10 protein-coding genes are annotated in these 16999 nt (G+C 36.7%); 6 read left to right on the top strand and 4 right to left on the bottom strand.

Annotated elements, in window-relative coordinates:
• The first annotated feature begins 19 nt into the window (after positions 1-19).
• On the top strand, positions 20-811 hold the full coding sequence (locus SP041_RS02680) for an HAD-IIB family hydrolase (protein ID WP_025563400.1): 792 nt from the start codon (positions 20-22) through the stop codon (positions 809-811).
• A 143-nt stretch (positions 812-954) separates the two neighbouring features.
• Here SP041_RS02680 and SP041_RS02675 read toward each other — a convergent pair whose 3' ends face one another.
• Both SP041_RS02675 and SP041_RS02670 read right to left on the bottom strand, forming a co-directional pair.
• A complete protein-coding gene (locus SP041_RS02675) occupies positions 955-2157 on the bottom strand; it encodes a putative zinc-binding metallopeptidase (RefSeq protein WP_025563401.1) in 1203 nt (400 codons plus the stop codon).
• A 268-nt stretch (positions 2158-2425) separates the two neighbouring features.
• Positions 2426-3247: an SHOCT domain-containing protein gene (locus SP041_RS02670; RefSeq protein ID WP_025563402.1), complete on the bottom strand. Its 822-nt coding sequence runs from the start codon at positions 3245-3247 to the stop codon at positions 2426-2428.
• Between the two features lie 1019 nt (positions 3248-4266).
• Between SP041_RS02670 and SP041_RS02665 the strand changes: the two genes are divergently transcribed.
• The 5 genes from SP041_RS02665 (at position 4267) to SP041_RS02645 (ending at position 13699) form a co-directional block, all read left to right on the top strand.
• Complete coding sequence (locus tag SP041_RS02665; RefSeq protein ID WP_025563403.1) at positions 4267-7578, top strand: transglutaminase family protein; 3312 nt, start codon at positions 4267-4269, stop codon at positions 7576-7578.
• A gap of 276 nt (positions 7579-7854) precedes the next feature.
• Entirely contained in the window at positions 7855-10374 is a 2520-nt protein-coding gene (locus SP041_RS02660) for a circularly permuted type 2 ATP-grasp protein (RefSeq protein ID WP_051368579.1), read from the top strand.
• Entirely contained in the window at positions 10371-11249 is an 879-nt protein-coding gene (locus SP041_RS02655; protein WP_025564931.1) for a transglutaminase family protein, read from the top strand. The genes SP041_RS02660 and SP041_RS02655 overlap by 4 nt, the downstream gene beginning before the upstream one ends.
• Positions 11250-11304: 55 nt before the next feature.
• Positions 11305-12759, top strand: coding sequence for a circularly permuted type 2 ATP-grasp protein (locus SP041_RS02650; RefSeq protein WP_025564932.1), 1455 nt, complete (start codon positions 11305-11307; stop codon positions 12757-12759).
• A 1-nt stretch (position 12760) separates the two neighbouring features.
• Positions 12761-13699, top strand: coding sequence for an alpha-E domain-containing protein (locus SP041_RS02645; RefSeq protein ID WP_025564933.1), 939 nt, complete (start codon positions 12761-12763; stop codon positions 13697-13699).
• Positions 13700-14323: 624 nt separating this feature from the next.
• Here SP041_RS02645 and SP041_RS02640 read toward each other — a convergent pair.
• Together SP041_RS02640 and SP041_RS02635 are read right to left on the bottom strand one after the other, a co-directional pair.
• Positions 14324-14827: an OmpA family protein gene (locus tag SP041_RS02640; protein ID WP_025564934.1), complete on the bottom strand. Its 504-nt coding sequence runs from the start codon at positions 14825-14827 to the stop codon at positions 14324-14326.
• 63 nt (positions 14828-14890) lie between these two features.
• A complete protein-coding gene (locus SP041_RS02635) occupies positions 14891-16858 on the bottom strand; it encodes a serine/threonine-protein kinase (protein WP_025564935.1) in 1968 nt (655 codons plus the stop codon).
• Positions 16859-16999: the final 141 nt, after the last annotated feature.

Genomic DNA, 16999 nt, shown 5'->3' with positions numbered 1-16999 from the left:
ATAGATATTAAGAGATATGATGAAACTACCAAAAAATACATTAACTAATGAATGGAAAGAGGTGCAGTGGGTATTGACCGATGTTGACGATACGTTAACTTGGAACGGTCAGTTACCACCAGAAACCTTAATCGCCTTGTCTGCATTACAACAAGCAGGTCTTAAAGTGGTTGCTGTGACAGGTGCATGTGCAGGGTGGTGTGACCATATTGCACAACTTTGGCCTGTTGATGCGGTAATTGGAGAAAACGGTGCATTCATTATGGAGAAAAAGGAAGGGTACTTAACACTTCGTTCCGGTGCGCCGATGTCAACTATCGTCGATAATCAAACTAAGTTAAAGCAGCAAATTGTTGAGCTTTTGTTGGCTTATCCTGATTTGAATCTAACCTTAGATCAATCATATCGCTTGTGTGAAGTGGCTATTGATATCGGGCAAAACCGAGAACCGATATCACCAGAAATAATCGCTGAAGTTGTCTCTAAAATTAAACAGTTAGGGGCAAGTGCGACGGCAAGCTCCATTCATATTAATAGTTGGTATGGAGAACACTCTAAAAAAACCACTTCATTAGCATTCTTGCATGAAAAAGGCTTATCAGAATCTCAAATAACATCTCAAGCTTGTTATGTTGGTGATTCGTTAAATGATGAATTCATGTTCGCTACATTACCTAAAAGTGTTGGAGTGGCTAATATTAAGAAGTATTGGGATAAGCTTCAGCATCATCCAGAATTTGTGATGACTGAATCTGGTGGTTATGGTTTTGCTGAATTTGTGAACCAACTATTAGTGATTAAAACGAACTAAGTAGTAGTGAGTTCAAGTTAATAGCATAGTGAATGAGTCATTATCTATGCTATTTATTATCTAAAAGCTGACTCAATCATTCTTTTGTAAGTTATCGTCTTAGATTAGATATCATAATTTTAAATTTTTATTAAATAATAAAGCTACTTAGTTTTTTTGTTATTGGTTTTTTTCTTATTCTGCACTGTTACTTTGATAGGTGGCAAAAGGTGTAATTTATTATGTATTGCGTGGTGAATAAAAGACAATTTAGTACGTACCGCTTGCGTTAATACAAACGGGTAAGCATCTGATAATCCCATGCTTCTATTTAATGAATTAAGCATCACTGAAAAATCCATCCACGTATCTAAAATACTGTTAATGTCCGTTTGCCCTCGAAAATAAGAAGTATCCTGAGGTAAATTTAATTCTCCCAGTTCTTCTGTATCGGCTTCAACGCCAGAAGTAGAGCCTGCCATTGAAAAGTTTTGTGCCGTTTCTAAGGTATCTATTATATGCATATAGTGAGCCCACGTTTCAGCCCAGTCTTCATAAGGATGCATCGTCGCATATTCGCTGATAAAGGTATCTCGCCAATTTTTTGGCGCGCCGTGTTCATAATGTTGTTTAAGTGCTTCTTGATAGTCTAATTGGTCATCACCAAAATATTGTTTACATAAAGCATGTTTATCTGGTGAATGCGTAATCAGTTGGTCAAAATAATAGTGCCCTAATTCATGACGGAAATGCCCAAGTAGCGTACGGTATCGCTCACCCATCGCATGTTTTGTTTGAGATCTTGCAACATCATCAGCTTCGGCTAAATTAATCGTAATATGCCCACAATCATGCCCTGTGAATACTGTTTCATGCCCAGCTAATGGACTAGTAAAATGGTCGTTCACATCACGGTCAGCAATAAAATCAAAACTTAAACCTGTTTCAGTATTTTCACTGATAGTTTGTAACGGGATAGGTAATGCTTTTAAAGTGTAAAGAGCACGACGTTTAGCCGTTTCCATTTTTTTCCATAAAGGAATATGTTTAACAACGCTTAAGTCGGGAACAGTTTCATTAAAACGACAGCCAAAGCACAGCATTTCTTCGTTATCAGGATCAGGTACAAAAGTGCTTAAATTAACCATGCCATTACAGGCATGAAACTGTTCATTATTATCACATTTTTTATAATGAATTTTTGGTGCTATTGCTTTAAAAAATAACCCTGTTTTTGAGTCAAGCTCATAAGGCTCTACTTGGTCAAATTGATCATCCAGTCCAACGGTTCTTGAACAAGCGATACAGTGAGTACTTTCAAAAAATAGAATAGGTTGGTCTTTGCAATTACATTGAAATGTTTTCATATTAATACCGGATGAATAAAGGGTCGAACAGGCTCTACTTATTACTAAGTATCGTCTTGAACATAAAAAATACCAAGAATATTTTGCTGCGGCTATAGCGTTTTAAAATTATTATGTACTTTAAAGTCGCCATACTATTTAAAAAATAATGATGTAGTTTAAAAATTAATGAAGAGATTAAAATTAATACCATTATTGTTTGTTTTGCACATCATTAAATGACAACACTACAATAGTGGTATTTTATTATTTGAATTGGTGTGTTCAGTTAGATTCGTTGTAATAAATCAGATTTCTTTATATTAAACTCATCATCCGTTATCGCGCCTAAATCACGTAACTCAGCTAGTTTTGCGATTATTTCTAATGTTTGATGTGTTGTCTCTGTATTTGGATTATTTTTTACAGTGCCATTAACATTAGAATCTGTTTGAACAAATTCAGGTACGGTATTTTTTTCTGTAAAATTACTTTGTTCCGTAAAAGAGTTTGATTCTGTGAAGTTCGCTGGTTGTGCAAAATTAGTTTGAGGCGCAGGTGGTATTATTTGGCCAGACACTAAAGGCAAGCTATTCACACTCAGTGTGCCAAATTGACTACTAAAAGAGAGAGAATCATTGCTGCCTTGTTGTTGACTCACACCACCAATATTATGGTTTAGAGTGTCATATACAGAAACTTGCCCATTTAACTCAACCGCTAATCGGTTAGGGAATACGGCATAGCGACTATTGTTCTGCGCGCCACTACTAAATGGAGTACCTAAGTTTGTTGGCCACCATTGGCTACTACCAGGTGTTCCTGCAGGTATCATTGGAAATATTTGGTTATTACTGAGTATGTTTGATAGTTCATTACATATATTATCAACAGTCGTTTTCAGACCATTATTAAACATGTCACCAACCATTGTCATACCACCACGCATCCATTGGCCAGAACCGCCTAATTCAGGGCAGTTAAATTGTGCCATGGAGCATCCACCATTGTTCACAGCAACTAACATGTGGACGACTGCATCGTGGCTTAAGCCATAACGTGATGCTATATCATTGACGAAATTTTCACCAATATCTGTTAGCTTTTGCATACGAAATTATCCTATTAGGTAAATTAGTTTGATGTTGTTGAACCGAAGAAAACGGGCCGTTTGGTGTGCATTATTTAGTGTTAATCATTAATCTTTTTGAACATTATGATACATAGGTAAAATATGTGAATAAATGTCACTTAACATGGTTTATTTTAGCTTAATCAAATTTGTTCATTTTACTATTACGACAGTGCTCAAAAGATGTTCTATCATAGCATCTTTATTAACCTTTCTAGCAGGTTTATCGTTAACTTTTTTTGACACGAGTTAAGATGTTAGCTAAACAAAATTAATCTCTTTTTTTAATAAGTACTTATACTATTAAGTGTTAATTTTTTTAGGATTTTAATTAATTAAATACCGCTAATACCAGTTACGTTTCAGTGATCAAAGTAGCGTAATTGAGTATCTATAACGGTTACCGATCTAGGTGTATTATTCAGTCGCTAACTCAGACACCAAAATAAGGCGTAACATGATGACAATGACGAGTCCTTATCGAGTGTTACAACACATTATTGGTTTTCAAGTTGGCAACCCACATGATTTGCTGATTTTTGCGTCTTGAATGGTAACGGGTATACACAAAACAAGGTGCTTTGTATGGCATTTATTCTTACATTCGCTTCCGTCATTTAATCATTAATATTAATAATAGAACGGTGGGGTTAATTATCAATTTTTTCGCCAATCCTAATTAAAAGGGAGAGGTTGTTTTCTTGCTCTATCTTTCATTATTTATTGAGCATTAAGTTTACACTAGACAATTACCTTGCTGTTTTTAGTACTATTTTAGTGCATCTATTGCACCATTTTTTATATAAAACGTTATTTTTCGATGGTATTTTTAATCGATTTATTCTGTAAATTGATTGATTTAGAGGATTACTCAAGGCCAAACTCTTATTTTGTTATGTTTGAAGTAAATGGAATAAATATTGCACAAAATAAAATCAACACTAAATGACATTTTCATGTTATTTATATAGCTGCGTATTATTAAAGGGGATTAGTTGATGACCATTACTGTTGGTATTACACACCATACTGAATATAAATATGACCGTTCAGTTAAGATGGGGCCGCATATATTTCGTTTACGTCCTGCACCCCACAGCCGCACTAAAATTAAAAGTTATTCTTTAAAAATTGTACCCGAAGATCATTATATAAATTGGCAACAAGATCCCTTCGGTAATTATCAAGCAAGAGTTGTATTTAATAAACCCACCACAGAATTCAGCTTTACCGTTGATTTAGTCGCAGAACTGACCGTTATCAATCCTTTTGATTTCTTTTTAGAAGAATATGCCGAAGAATTTCCATTTGTTTATGACGCAATATCAAAAGCAGAACTCGCCCCTTATTTAAAAAAACGTAAAGCCAGCCCTAAATTTCTAGAGTTGATCGCTTCTTTGCGCCCTAAAGAACCAATTCGTAGTGTGGACTTTTTAGTTGCAGTGAATCAGGTTATCTATGAACTAGTCGGTTACGGTATTCGTTTAGAACCGGGCGTACAAACCGCTAATGAAACGATTACTAAAGCAACGGGGTCATGTCGTGACTCGGCTTGGTTATTAGTACAATTATTCCGTCACCTTGGCTTAGCATCTCGATTTGTATCAGGTTATTTAGTGCAGTTAACGTCTGATCAAAAATCTCTCGATGGGCCAAGTGGTCCTGAAGAAGACTTTACTGATTTACATGCTTGGACTGAGGTTTATATTCCAGGTGCTGGTTGGATTGGACTTGACCCTACTTCTGGTTTATTCGCTGGCGAAGGCCATATTCCATTAGCCTGTACACCAGAACCAAGCTCAGCAGCACCTGTAACAGGTGGTATTGACGACTGTGAATCTGAATTTAGTTTCTTCAATAAAGTGACACGCGTTCATGAAGACCCTCGTGTCACCAAGCCTTATTCTGAAGTGCAATGGGCTGCTATTAATCGATTAGGTCAACAAGTTGATAATATTTACGATGAAGAAGGTATTCATTTAACCATGGGTGGAGAGCCTACTTTCATCTCTATTGATGATATGGAACATCCACAATGGAACACTGAAGCTGACGGCAAGCAAAAACGAGAATTAGCCCAAGATTTATTTGTAGAAATGAATAAAGTCTTTACGGTAGGTGGCTTTACGCATTATGGACAAGGTAAATGGTATCCCGGCGAACCTTTACCGCGTTGGCAATATGCTTGTTATTGGCGTAAAGATGGCGTGCCGTTATGGAAAGATGCCAAACTGTTAGCTGACCCAAATAAAGATTATAAATTAGACCATACTGATACCCAAAAATTTGCAGAAAAATTGTGTGGGGCATTAGGGCTTAGCGATAAAGCGTTAACTACCGCTTATGAAGACATTCTCTATCACATGTGGCAAGAAGCGTCTTTACCTGTTGAGCTAAAACCAGAACAACCCGAATTATTGGATGCAATGAGCCGTAAAGGTTTCTTAGCTAAAATGGAAAAAGGGATTGAAAAACCGGTTGGTTATGCACTACCTTTAAAATGGAATGATGGCAAAAAATGTTGGCAATCATGCACTTGGGAATTTAAACGTGGTCATTGTTTCTTATTACCAGGTGAATCTCCATTAGGCTACCGTTTACCGTTAGACAGCCTTGATTGGACTGACAATATAATCGATCGCGACCCCTTTGACATCCCAGCTGATTTTGAAAAGCCAGGTCGAGCTAAAAAAGGTTTTATCGGTAAAGAAATGGTGAAAACCGCACTTGTCTTAGAAGTAAGAGAAGGGCGTATGTATATATTTATGCCGCCTACTAGTCACTTCGAACAATACATGGGCTTATTAAATGCCATTGAAAAAGTCGCTAAAGGCTTAACTATTCCTGTCGTTATTGAAGGATATACGCCACCAAAAGATAGCCGTGTTGAAAAATATGCAGTCACACCTGACCCTGGTGTGATAGAAGTGAATATCCATCCTTCAATTTCTTGGAAGCAGTTAGTTGAAAGAACGACAACTTTGTATGGTTTAGCAAAACAGTGCCGTTTGGGTACTGATAAGTTTATGGCTGACGGCCGTCATACCGGTACCGGTGGTGGTAACCATGTAACCTTAGGTGGTGAAACACCAGATCAAAGCCCTTTCTTACGTCGCCCTGACATTTTAAGAAGTTTTATTACTTTTTGGCAGCATCATCCTGGCTTATCTTATTTGTTTTCTGGTTTATTTATTGGCCCAACAAGCCAAGCACCGCGAGTCGATGAAGCCAGAGACGAAGTCTTATATGAGCTAGAGATTGCTTTCTCGCACATGCCAATGGGTGAAGTACCTGAACCTTGGTTAGTTGACCGGTTATTGCGTAACTTATTGGTTGATTTAACCGGTAATACGCATCGTGCTGAGTTCTGTATCGATAAGTTATATTCGCCTGACTCTGCAACGGGCCGTTTAGGTATTGTTGAGTTTAGGGGCTTTGAAATGCCACCTCATTCACAAATGAGTTTGGTACAAATGCTATTGCTACGTACGTTATTAGCTTGGTTTTGGAAAACGCCTTACCATAAACCATTAATACGTTGGGGCACTGAATTGCATGATAAATTCTTATTGCCGCAATATGTTGAAAATGATTTAGGGGAAGTTGCGCGTGACCTACAACAAGCTGGTTTCAACTTCCAACTTAGTTGGTTAAACCCATTCTTTGAATTTAGATTCCCAGTGTGTGGTACGCGAGAAATAGACAACATTACATTAGAGTTGAGAACCGCGATTGAACCTTGGCATGTACTAGGTGAAGAAGCGAGTGCTTCTGGTACGGCGCGTTATGTTGATTCGTCATTAGAAAGAGCCCAAATCAAAGTTAAAGGTATGATCAGTGACCGCTATATTATTACGTGTAACGGGCGTCGTGTACCTCTGAAATCGGTTAAAGGTAAATCGAAAGATGAAATGGTCGCAGGTATTCGTTACCGTGCTTGGCAACCACCAACGGCATTGCATCCAACCATTGGTGTACATGCACCATTAGTCATTGATTTAATCGATACTTGGGTGGGACGTTCGATAGGGGGATTTGTTTATCATGTTAGCCATGCTGGCGGGCGTAATCCAGAAACCTTACCGGTCAATGCTTTTGAAGCAGAAGGGCGTCGAGTTGCACGTTTCTGGGAGCATGGACATACACCATCTTTATTAGCCTCAGATGAAGCTGCTTGGACCCCATCGGCTGTTAAGCATAGTTTTCAATCTGCTGAGGCAGTGACTGACTTTGTTATTCCTGAAGAAGAAAGTGTCAATGAAGACTATCCAAATACATTAGATTTACGTAGACAACCGACCTTTAAATAAAGATCTAGCGTCAAATCACTCTACCTTTAATTTATTTAAGGTAGAGTGATTAAATGACTGCTTATACTAATGGAATTAAATAAGTGATCAGACATTGCACAGGAAAAATTAACACTAATAAGGCGTGAGTTGTAGAAGATAGTTGTTCTCACTTCAAAACGCAGAACGCAGTTAGGGGTGATTTTAACCAGCAAGAATGATCACCTTATTAATTCTTTTGGTATTACTTCCGTTATATGATGATGGCTATTGGCTATCAAATGGAGCACTTTCAGCTTGTATATTAAAAACCACTCTATGTCAGCATTGCCTAAATGGCTGTCCTTATATTTGAAAACCCCTCATGTTCATGACGAACTGGCTAATCATGGCGGTGATTCACCTGAACAATGGGATACCTTATTTAAACGATTAGATAGTTTAACCGCTGAAGATATTAGTAGTCGTGCAATTGAAATTAGTCAGTTACTACAAAATGGTAATACCAATCTTGAAAACCGATCGCAATGGCATTTTGATCCCTTACCTTTTATGTTCTCTAAATCAGAGTGGACTTTGCTAGAAGAGGGCATCAAACAAAGAACTATTCTCTTAAACAAGATTCAACAAGATATTTACGGAGAACAAAAGTTATTACTTGATGGTCACATTTCAGCGCAACAATTATATCAAGATAGTAATTACCTTCGTGAAGGTTTTAGCCTTCCCGCTGAAGAATTAAAACTATTTTTTACTGCGCTTGATGTCTATCGAACCCCTTCTGGTGAATTTAAAGTATTGGCGGATCATTGCCAATGTCCATTAGGAATGGGGTTGTTGGTTGAAAGCCGTATCATTGCTCGACGTATAATGGCTGAAGAGTTTGCAGAGTGTAATGTTCAGCAAATTAAAGGTTTTCTAAAACACTTCCAAGAAGGCATTAACGAATATACCCAATATATGGATGATCCTCGAGTCGTTATATTGACTCAAGGTAGTGATGATCCTAATTATAATGAGCATGCTTTTTTATCTGCCTACTTTGGTTATACCTTAGTGCAAAGTGCCGATTTAACGGTTCGTAATGGGGAAGTTTGCTTAAAATCATTACAAGGTTTAGGCAAAATTAATGTCATTATTCGCTGGGTTGCAGACCGCTTTATCGATTCCTTAGAGCAAACTGAATATTCATTACATGGTATCCCAGGCTTGTTACAAGCTGTGCGAGAAGGCACGGTTAAAGTCTTGAATCCTTTTGGTAGTGGGGTGCTGTCGTCACCTGTTATTCAATGTAATTTAGCTAAGCTTTCAGAGCAGCTTTTAAATAAGCCACTGATCATTGATGAACCTAATTATTACAATGTAGAGCAAGCTAAAACATTAGATTGGGGTTTACTTGAGCTAGTCAGTTATAAAAATAAACACAATAAGTTAGATGGTGTAGCAGACGCAGATAAAATCACACTACTTATTGCTGAAAAACCGGGTGATTATTATTTTCAGGAAAAGCCTATTTTTAGTACGGCTCCTTTCTGGGATGATGGAAAACTCATTGCGAAGCCAGTTATTTTTAGATGCTACGCTTTGACAACTGCAAATGGCGTGGAAGTATTACCTTCTGCTTTATGTTTTTCCAATGAAATAAGTAATGATCCCAATGTATCAGGATGGATTAAAGACACTTGGATAAATACAGCAGATGATACAGATTTAGATGTACATAATGTGCCGAATCCAATTAAGAAAAGAATGGATGTAACGTTGCTCGAAGGCGTTATTTCTAGCCGTACTGCTGAGCATTTATTTTGGTTAGGACGGTACTTAGAGCGATCTGAAAATACCGTACGTATTTTACGTATTTTCATAGACAGATATACCGAGCTGGCTATTTCTCCTGATTCAACTCGACGTAATATTGTAGGCCGATTCTCAAATGCGATTCGAATGCAACATATTGTATTTCCTTACATAGAGCAAGATGCAAAATTAGACGACTTTGATCCGTTATTATCTAAGCAAGTAGCTTTTCAATTATTAGCTGATGAACAATGCGCTGGCAGTATTATTAATACCCTTAAATATTTATCTAATGCGGCGGTGCAAACTCGCGAGTTGTTATCTCATGATAGTCGAAGAATGATTAATGATATTAATGCACAAGTTAAATTATTAAAAAGTATTAACATCAACATCTCTACTCGTGCGATGCAGGGGATGTTGGATAGAGTGATCGGTTCCATCATGGCCTTTAATGGTTCAATTACTGACTGTATGCCTAATAGTAATGGTTGGTTCTTATTAGAAATAGGCCGCCGAATTGAGCGTAGCATCCAAATTACCTCATTAAGTTCAGCGTTACTGATAGAAGAGCTAGAAGCACCTGAAGAGATTGGCTTAATAGAAGCTGTATTGAGCTGCCAAGTTAGCTTGGTGACACATAAACGTCGTTATCGTATGTATCAAAGTATTGGTACAGGATTAGAGTTACTGTTACTGGATGCAGAATACCCACGATCGTTGCTTTTTCAATTAGAGCAAATTAATCAGCTTTGCCAACATCTTCCCACTAAGCGTCGACCTGGGCTCATTGCTGCACATGAAAAAGCCATTTTGTTATCTAAAACAACTTGTTACTTAACTGAAAAAGACTACCTACAAAAAAGTGTAGAGGGTCAACGCCAACAATTAATAGAATTTAGCCATAATATTCGTATGAACTTAGATACTTTTTGTGATGTATTGCTACTACAATACTTCTCTCATACGCAAACCGCTAATAAATTAAATTGGACTAACATTGAACAAGCTCAATCGTGAAATATAAAATAAAACATACCACCACATACCATTACACGGACTTTGTGAGCTTGTGTCAAAACCAAGCTCGCTTAACACCGAAAACGGATCGTGGACAAATATGTCACCATAGTCGAATTGAAATATCGCCTCCGACAAACTACTTACGCCAGTTTACGGATTATTTTAATAACAATGTGACCGTTTTTGAAATCGCCACTCAACATAAAACGCTCACCGTGACTATGGTCAGTGAAGTCGAGCTATTAACCGGCGCGAATAACAATTTAAATGATCTTGATATCCCTTGGGGGGAAGCTCGGGATTTATTAGCAAAACCCAATACTACAGAGCTATTAAAAGCGGCTGAATTTACCTTACCTTCGCAGCTGACTCCTCTAGTTGAAGGGATTAAAGATTATGCATTAGTGTCATTTACGCCTAAGGCTAATCTAATTGATGCGTGTAATCATTTAATGGCACGAATTTTTCATGAGTTCTACTATGATCCTGGTTTTACTACGATTAGCACGCCTTTAAGTGTTGTTTTTGCACAAAAAAGGGGCGTTTGCCAAGATTTTGCACACTTTGCGCTAGCTTGCTTGCGCAGCATTGGATTGGCTGGAAGATATGTTAGTGGATACATTGAAACAATGCCGCCAGAAGGCGAAGAAAAATTAGAAGGAGCCGATGCCACTCATGCTTGGTTCGCTGTGTTTTTCCCTGGTGTAGGCTGGGTTGATTTCGATCCGACTAACAATGTTTTACCCACTGACCAACATATTACCTTAGCAGTTGGACGAGACTTTTCTGATGTCACTCCTTTGAAAGGCGTTGTGTTTGGTGGTGGTTCTCAGCAATTAGATGTAGCAGTAGATATGATTCGATTAGAGTAATTTTTACAACTTTATATTTTTATATAAGTTAATAATGAAAAAGGCGGAACAGTGTATGGGAATTGATTGGAAAGCGTATAACACAAATGGGTTTTTTGATGAATTAATTGATGGAAAAGGAAACGTCAGATTACACGGGAAACAATTAGCTCAATTTTTTTCTAGCTTATCAGGAGAAGAATTAACAAAAGCAAGAGCGGTTGCAGATTTAGCGATTAAAGAAATGGGTATTAGTTTTACGGTATACGATGAAGGGAACATGATAGATAGAGCATGGCCTTTTGATATCATACCTCGTACTATCGGAAAAAAAGAATGGCAAGGTATTGAAGTTGGTTTGAAGCAGCGCGTTGAAGCGTTGAATCTATTCATTGATGACCTTTATCACGATCAAAAAATCATAAAAGATGGTGTCTTTCCAAAAGGCTTATTAGAAAAATCAGTTAACTTTCGCACACAATGTGTCGGCATTAATCCGCCGAATAAAATATGGGCTCATATCTGTGGTTCTGATTTAGTGCGAGATGGCAATGGGACTATGTATGTATTGGAAGATAACTTACGTGTTCCTTCCGGTGTTTCTTACATGCTTGAAAACCGTTCAGTAATGAAGCGCGTTTTCCCTGAGTTATTTGAGCAAGTATCAATCCTACCTGTTGATGATTATCCTTCCCAGCTATTTGATATGTTAGCCGCAATGTCACCTCGTCCTCAAGACAAACCAGAAGTGGTTGTGTTAACACCTGGCGTCTTCAATTCTGCTTACTTTGAACATTGTTATCTAGCTCAAGAAATGGGCTGTGAATTGGTCGAAGGCAGAGACTTAGTGGTAGAAAAAGATGATTGTGTGTACATGAGAACAATCACTGGCTTACAACGTGTCGATGTCATTTATCGCCGAATTGATGATCTGTTTTTAGATCCAGAAGCCTTTTTACCTGACTCTCAATTAGGGGTCCCTGGTTTAATGCGAGCATGGTCTAAAGGTAATGTTGCTTTAGTTAATGCGCCTGGTGCAGGCGTTGCTGATGACAAAGTCGTTTACGCTTATGTTCCTGAGATGATTAAGTATTATCTTGGTGAAGATGCAAAACTGCCTAATGTACCGACATTTAAATGCATGGACCCTAAAGAATGCGATCATGTGATTAAAAACATCGATAAATTAGTCATTAAACCTGCTAATGAATCAGGTGGTTATGGTTTATTAATTGGGCCTAAATCGACTAAAAAACAACAACAAGAAACGATTGCACAAATTAAAGCAGATCCAAGAAATTGGGTTGCCCAACCTACATTAGATTTATCGACGGTGCCGACGCTAGACGGCATTGAACCTGATGGTCGTCATGCGGACTTAAGGCCTTTTATTTTATCATCGGGTAAAGACACTCAAGTGACAACGGGCGGTTTAACGCGTGTTGCGATGGTGAAAGGTTCTTTAGTGGTGAATTCATCACAGGGTGGTGGTAGTAAAGATACTTGGATTGTTGACGAAGAGGCGAAATAATATGTTATCAAGAGTATGTGAAACTTTATATTGGGTGTCTCGTTATATTGAACGTGCGGAAAATGTAGCGCGTTTAATTAATGTTAATAACATGTTGATTATGGATTTACCTAAAGGTGTGAGCACAGGGTGGGAGCCTTTAATTGACATCATTGGTGTGCGACAAGCATACCAAGAAGGGCATACGGATTTTTCTGAAGCGAAAGCATTACGCTACTTGTTAGTTGGGCACGATAATAGCTCTTCAATCCTTAACTCAATTATTTCAGCTCGTGAAAATGCGCGCACTATTCGTGATGTTATCCCAAGAGACGTGTGGGAAGAGATAAACTCTCTTTATTATTATGTTAAAGATAATCAGAGCGAAGGGTTAAGTAAGCGTGGACGATTTGCTTATTTAAAAAAGATCATTGAATCTACTCATATGATATTTGGTACATTAGATGCCACCATCAACCATGATCAAGGTTACGATTTTATTCGATTTGGTTTAATGATCGAACGTGCCGATATGACTTCTCGTATTCTGGATATTCGTTCTGCGACATTAATTACCAGTGACGAAGCTAAACCCTATGAAAATATCCAATGGATTAGTTTATTACGCTCAATGAGTGCATACCAAATGTATCGCCAACAAATGGGCGTTCGCGTACAACGTGCTGATGTTATAGAGTTTATTATGCACAGTGACGTTTTCCCTCGGTCTATCCTATTTTGTTTATACGAATTAAAGCAGCTAATGAAGTCGCTTCCTAATTCGATAGGGTTAATTAAATTAATTGATGAAGTAACTGAAAACTTAAAAAATGAAGATGTGAGAGCGCTTAAAAACGGTGACCTGCATGATTATGTAGATAAAATACAAATTAAGTTAGCGGATATTCACAATGAGCTTGCAGAGTCATACTTCTTAAAACCGCCTGAAGTTGCAGAGTAAGATAATAATTAAATGAAGTGAGCAAACATTGTACGTTATAAAGATAAGGTACAAAGGCTAACAAAATACCTGTTAGCAAAGTGTTTGTTTTCACTTCATACATTCATTTTTAAATAGCTCTATGTTCTTGTTATTTGAATTTAAGTACGACGATGTGGTGATAACACCTTGTATTACTGCTTACACAATAATCTTAGAATGTTTACAAGTGATAGCCTTGTAGATGCCTATCTTATTTTAGATTCCTTTAAAACACATCTCATTACGCTTCCCTCTATTATCGCTTAAACGATGCAAAACTAACTGCACTGACTAGTGAAAAGTATAACCTCTGATATTTAAATATAACTCCACTTCCATTAACCATAATTTAGGATAAATAAAAAAAGGTCATAACAGGTTTTCAATCATTGAGTTATCAGTAGTGACGGTATATATAAATCAGAGAAAATACACTTAATTTACTGGCATCTATAAGGGTTATTTAAGTGTAGGGGGGCGTGTCGAAAGTTTTTTATTTTAGTATGTTAGTAAGGGGGATTGGATAGGATATAAATTATATTAATAGTGGAAAGAGCAGCATAGTATTTCGTTCAGAATAAAACGAAATACTATTAACGTAAACTATTTTAATGTCAAACTAACGCGACGGCTAAGCGAAGAATCTGTTTGGTTTTTCATTATTTTAGCATTTTCCACAAGTGTTACTTGTTGACGGTCAACACCTAAATTAACAAGCTCTTGCTCAACTGATTGTGAACGTCGTTTAGCTAATTTTTGGTTGTAAGATTTACGACCAACATTGTCTGTATATCCTTGAAGCTCAACTTTTACTGGGTAAGCTTTTAATACACCTACAACACATAACTGTTGTAGATTAGAAACTGCAATAGGCGTATCCATATTAAAATCAAAATAACGTGGTGTAAAACCTGTTAATTTAACGTCCTCTATTACAAGGTATGGAATACATTCATTGGGCACTACAATGGTTGCTACGCTATCAATATTTGTTTGAAAAAAAGTGCTAGTTGAAACAATTTCTTGTGGTGCGATAGGTTCAGGTACAGTGCTACAAGCACTTAATAATGTAATACCAGAAACAAGCGTAGCTATTTTAAGTTTCATTAAATTTTCCTTTTTATGTGTTGTTGTGCTTTGAAATAATCGTTTTTATAACTGCATTGTATTTTATAAATCTCGTAATAACGTATTACCACGTTTAATTAAAAACTTTGCTTTAGTAAAAGATTTAATTTCCATTAACTTATTTGCATAGGTGAACAGATTACTTGCTACCTGCCTTTGTAATGCAACAAGAGGTTCAAAATTGACAGGGAATTGCTTTGCAAATTGCGCTATTTTCTTATCAATCGCGATATAAGTGTTAAAGCTTCTTGCTTCTGAAAGTTGTTTCTCTAAGCTTTCAATATCTTTTTTGTAAAAAATAGCGGCTGATGCCTTAGGGAAGATAGCTTTGTCAGGTGAGTTTTTCACATCTTCTGCATATTTCGATAGTTCACTAACCGCTGAAGTCATTTGCTTACTAAAGGCGATAATTTCTTTTGCACCTTTGTAGTTATAAAATACGAGTTCACCTGTTTTTATTAGCTCATTGAGCTCATTATAATTTTTATTGGTCAAAGCGGTATTAAATTTCTTTTCGAATAAATTAAAGGCTTCGCTAGTCGCTATATATTGTTCATTTGGAATTAATAGAGATAAATCGCTTAATAATGTTGTAACACTATTATCACCTATTTCATCGTATCGACCTTGAATAAGTAATCTATCTAATTTTTCAATAAGTGCAGTGATGATGGCTTGTCTGCTTGTTTCCTGTTGCTCTTGTATTTCTTGTAATCGCAAAGAGTCAGGATAGTATTCCAACCCTTGTTTTAATATTTTATTTACAGCAGCATGATTTTTATATTTTCCGTGACCAACGGTCGGTGCATCTTCAATTTTTTGTTCAAATACACTAATTAACTCTTGTTGGCGTTGTCGTAATAATGCTTGTGCAATTAAATTATTTTCCAATTTTATTTGATCTATCTTGGTCAGTAATTCAGATGCATCTAACACTAATAAACTATCTACTTCTATCGCCTGTTGATTATTAATTTGTAGTTCATTGGTTAGCAGTTTAATGTTTTCATGTTGTTGATAATACGTTTTTCCTGCTAAAACACTCACTGCAATAATTGCAAAGGTTATAGTTAATTTAGGAAATAAACGTTTTGAAAGCATAGATATTAATTCATCAACTTTTTCAATTCGATCTGCCTTTTTGAGCGCTAGTCCTTTTTTAAGTGATGACCAATGGTACAAACTAATGTTTTTTGGTTTAACCAATTTAGACGTTTGTAAATTGACTTTATTTGCAGCGATTCGATTATAAGGGTGCTTGCTACTTAGTAACTCATAGATGATACAAGAGAAGGCAAAAATGTCATCTTGTTCGCAAGTCGTTTCTTCGTTTAATTGTTCTAAACTAGCGTAAGCTGGAGTATGCCCATTTAGCCCTGTATTCGACGCGTTGTCTTGAATGGCATATTCATCTTCTAGGTTCAAAGAGCGAGCAACACCAAAATCAAATATTTTTATATTACCTGATCGAGTTAAAAAGATATTAGAGGGCTTAAGGTCTGTATGAATTAGCCCTTCTTGGTGTGCATAACTTAATGCACTTGCTATCTGAGTAATGATCGTTTTTGTTTTTTCAAAGGAGATACCAAGCGGCTTTGAACTATTGACCACTTGATCTAACGACTCACCATCTAACCATTCCATTACCATAAAATGGTAATCACCATCCGAATTGACATCATAAACTCGAATAATATTAGGATGTGATAATTTTTGAGTCTGCAAAGCCTCATTAATCAAAATTTGTTGAGCATCAGGCATGTCAGAAAATTGTGTTTGTAATACTTTTATCGCAACAAAAGGTTCAGTGACTCCTGCTTGTTTTAAATGTAAATCAACAGCACGGTAAACATCACTCATACCACCTGTACCAATTTGACTTTCAATTAGATAACGTTCATTAAAACATTTATTAATCAAATTAGAATTTGATATATTTTTTGGAGTGATAATGTTTTTTTTGGTAATGATCGTTTTGTCATCATTTGATGAGTGCTCAGAGTTCTTCATAATAATTTAATAAATCCATTTGTTTATTACTTGCTTAGATCATTAGTATTTGACTAATTTCATCGATATGCTACTGATCTTTGCCAACAAAGCAAGTTAGTTTAACTCGCTTTATAAAATCATTATTAATTTAAAATTATT

The organism is Psychromonas sp. SP041 (assembly GCF_000470315.2).
Lineage (GTDB): Bacteria > Pseudomonadota > Gammaproteobacteria > Enterobacterales > Psychromonadaceae > Psychromonas.
This window is presented reverse-complemented; position numbering and strand designations above follow the sequence as displayed.

Bases quoted from the DNA above. Each gene is read 5' to 3' on its own strand.
- SP041_RS02680 (WP_025563400.1), top strand. From the start codon at position 20: ATGAAACTACCAAAAAATACATTAACTAATGAATGGAAAGAGGTGCAG.
- SP041_RS02675 (WP_025563401.1), bottom strand. From the start codon at position 2,157: ATGAAAACATTTCAATGTAATTGCAAAGACCAACCTATTCTATTTTTT.
- SP041_RS02670 (WP_025563402.1), bottom strand. From the start codon at position 3,247: ATGCAAAAGCTAACAGATATTGGTGAAAATTTCGTCAATGATATAGCA.
- SP041_RS02665 (WP_025563403.1), top strand. From the start codon at position 4,267: ATGACCATTACTGTTGGTATTACACACCATACTGAATATAAATATGAC.
- SP041_RS02650 (WP_025564932.1), top strand. From the start codon at position 11,305: ATGGGAATTGATTGGAAAGCGTATAACACAAATGGGTTTTTTGATGAA.
- SP041_RS02645 (WP_025564933.1), top strand. From the start codon at position 12,761: ATGTTATCAAGAGTATGTGAAACTTTATATTGGGTGTCTCGTTATATT.
- SP041_RS02640 (WP_025564934.1), bottom strand. From the start codon at position 14,827: ATGAAACTTAAAATAGCTACGCTTGTTTCTGGTATTACATTATTAAGT.
- SP041_RS02635 (WP_025564935.1), bottom strand. From the start codon at position 16,858: ATGAAGAACTCTGAGCACTCATCAAATGATGACAAAACGATCATTACC.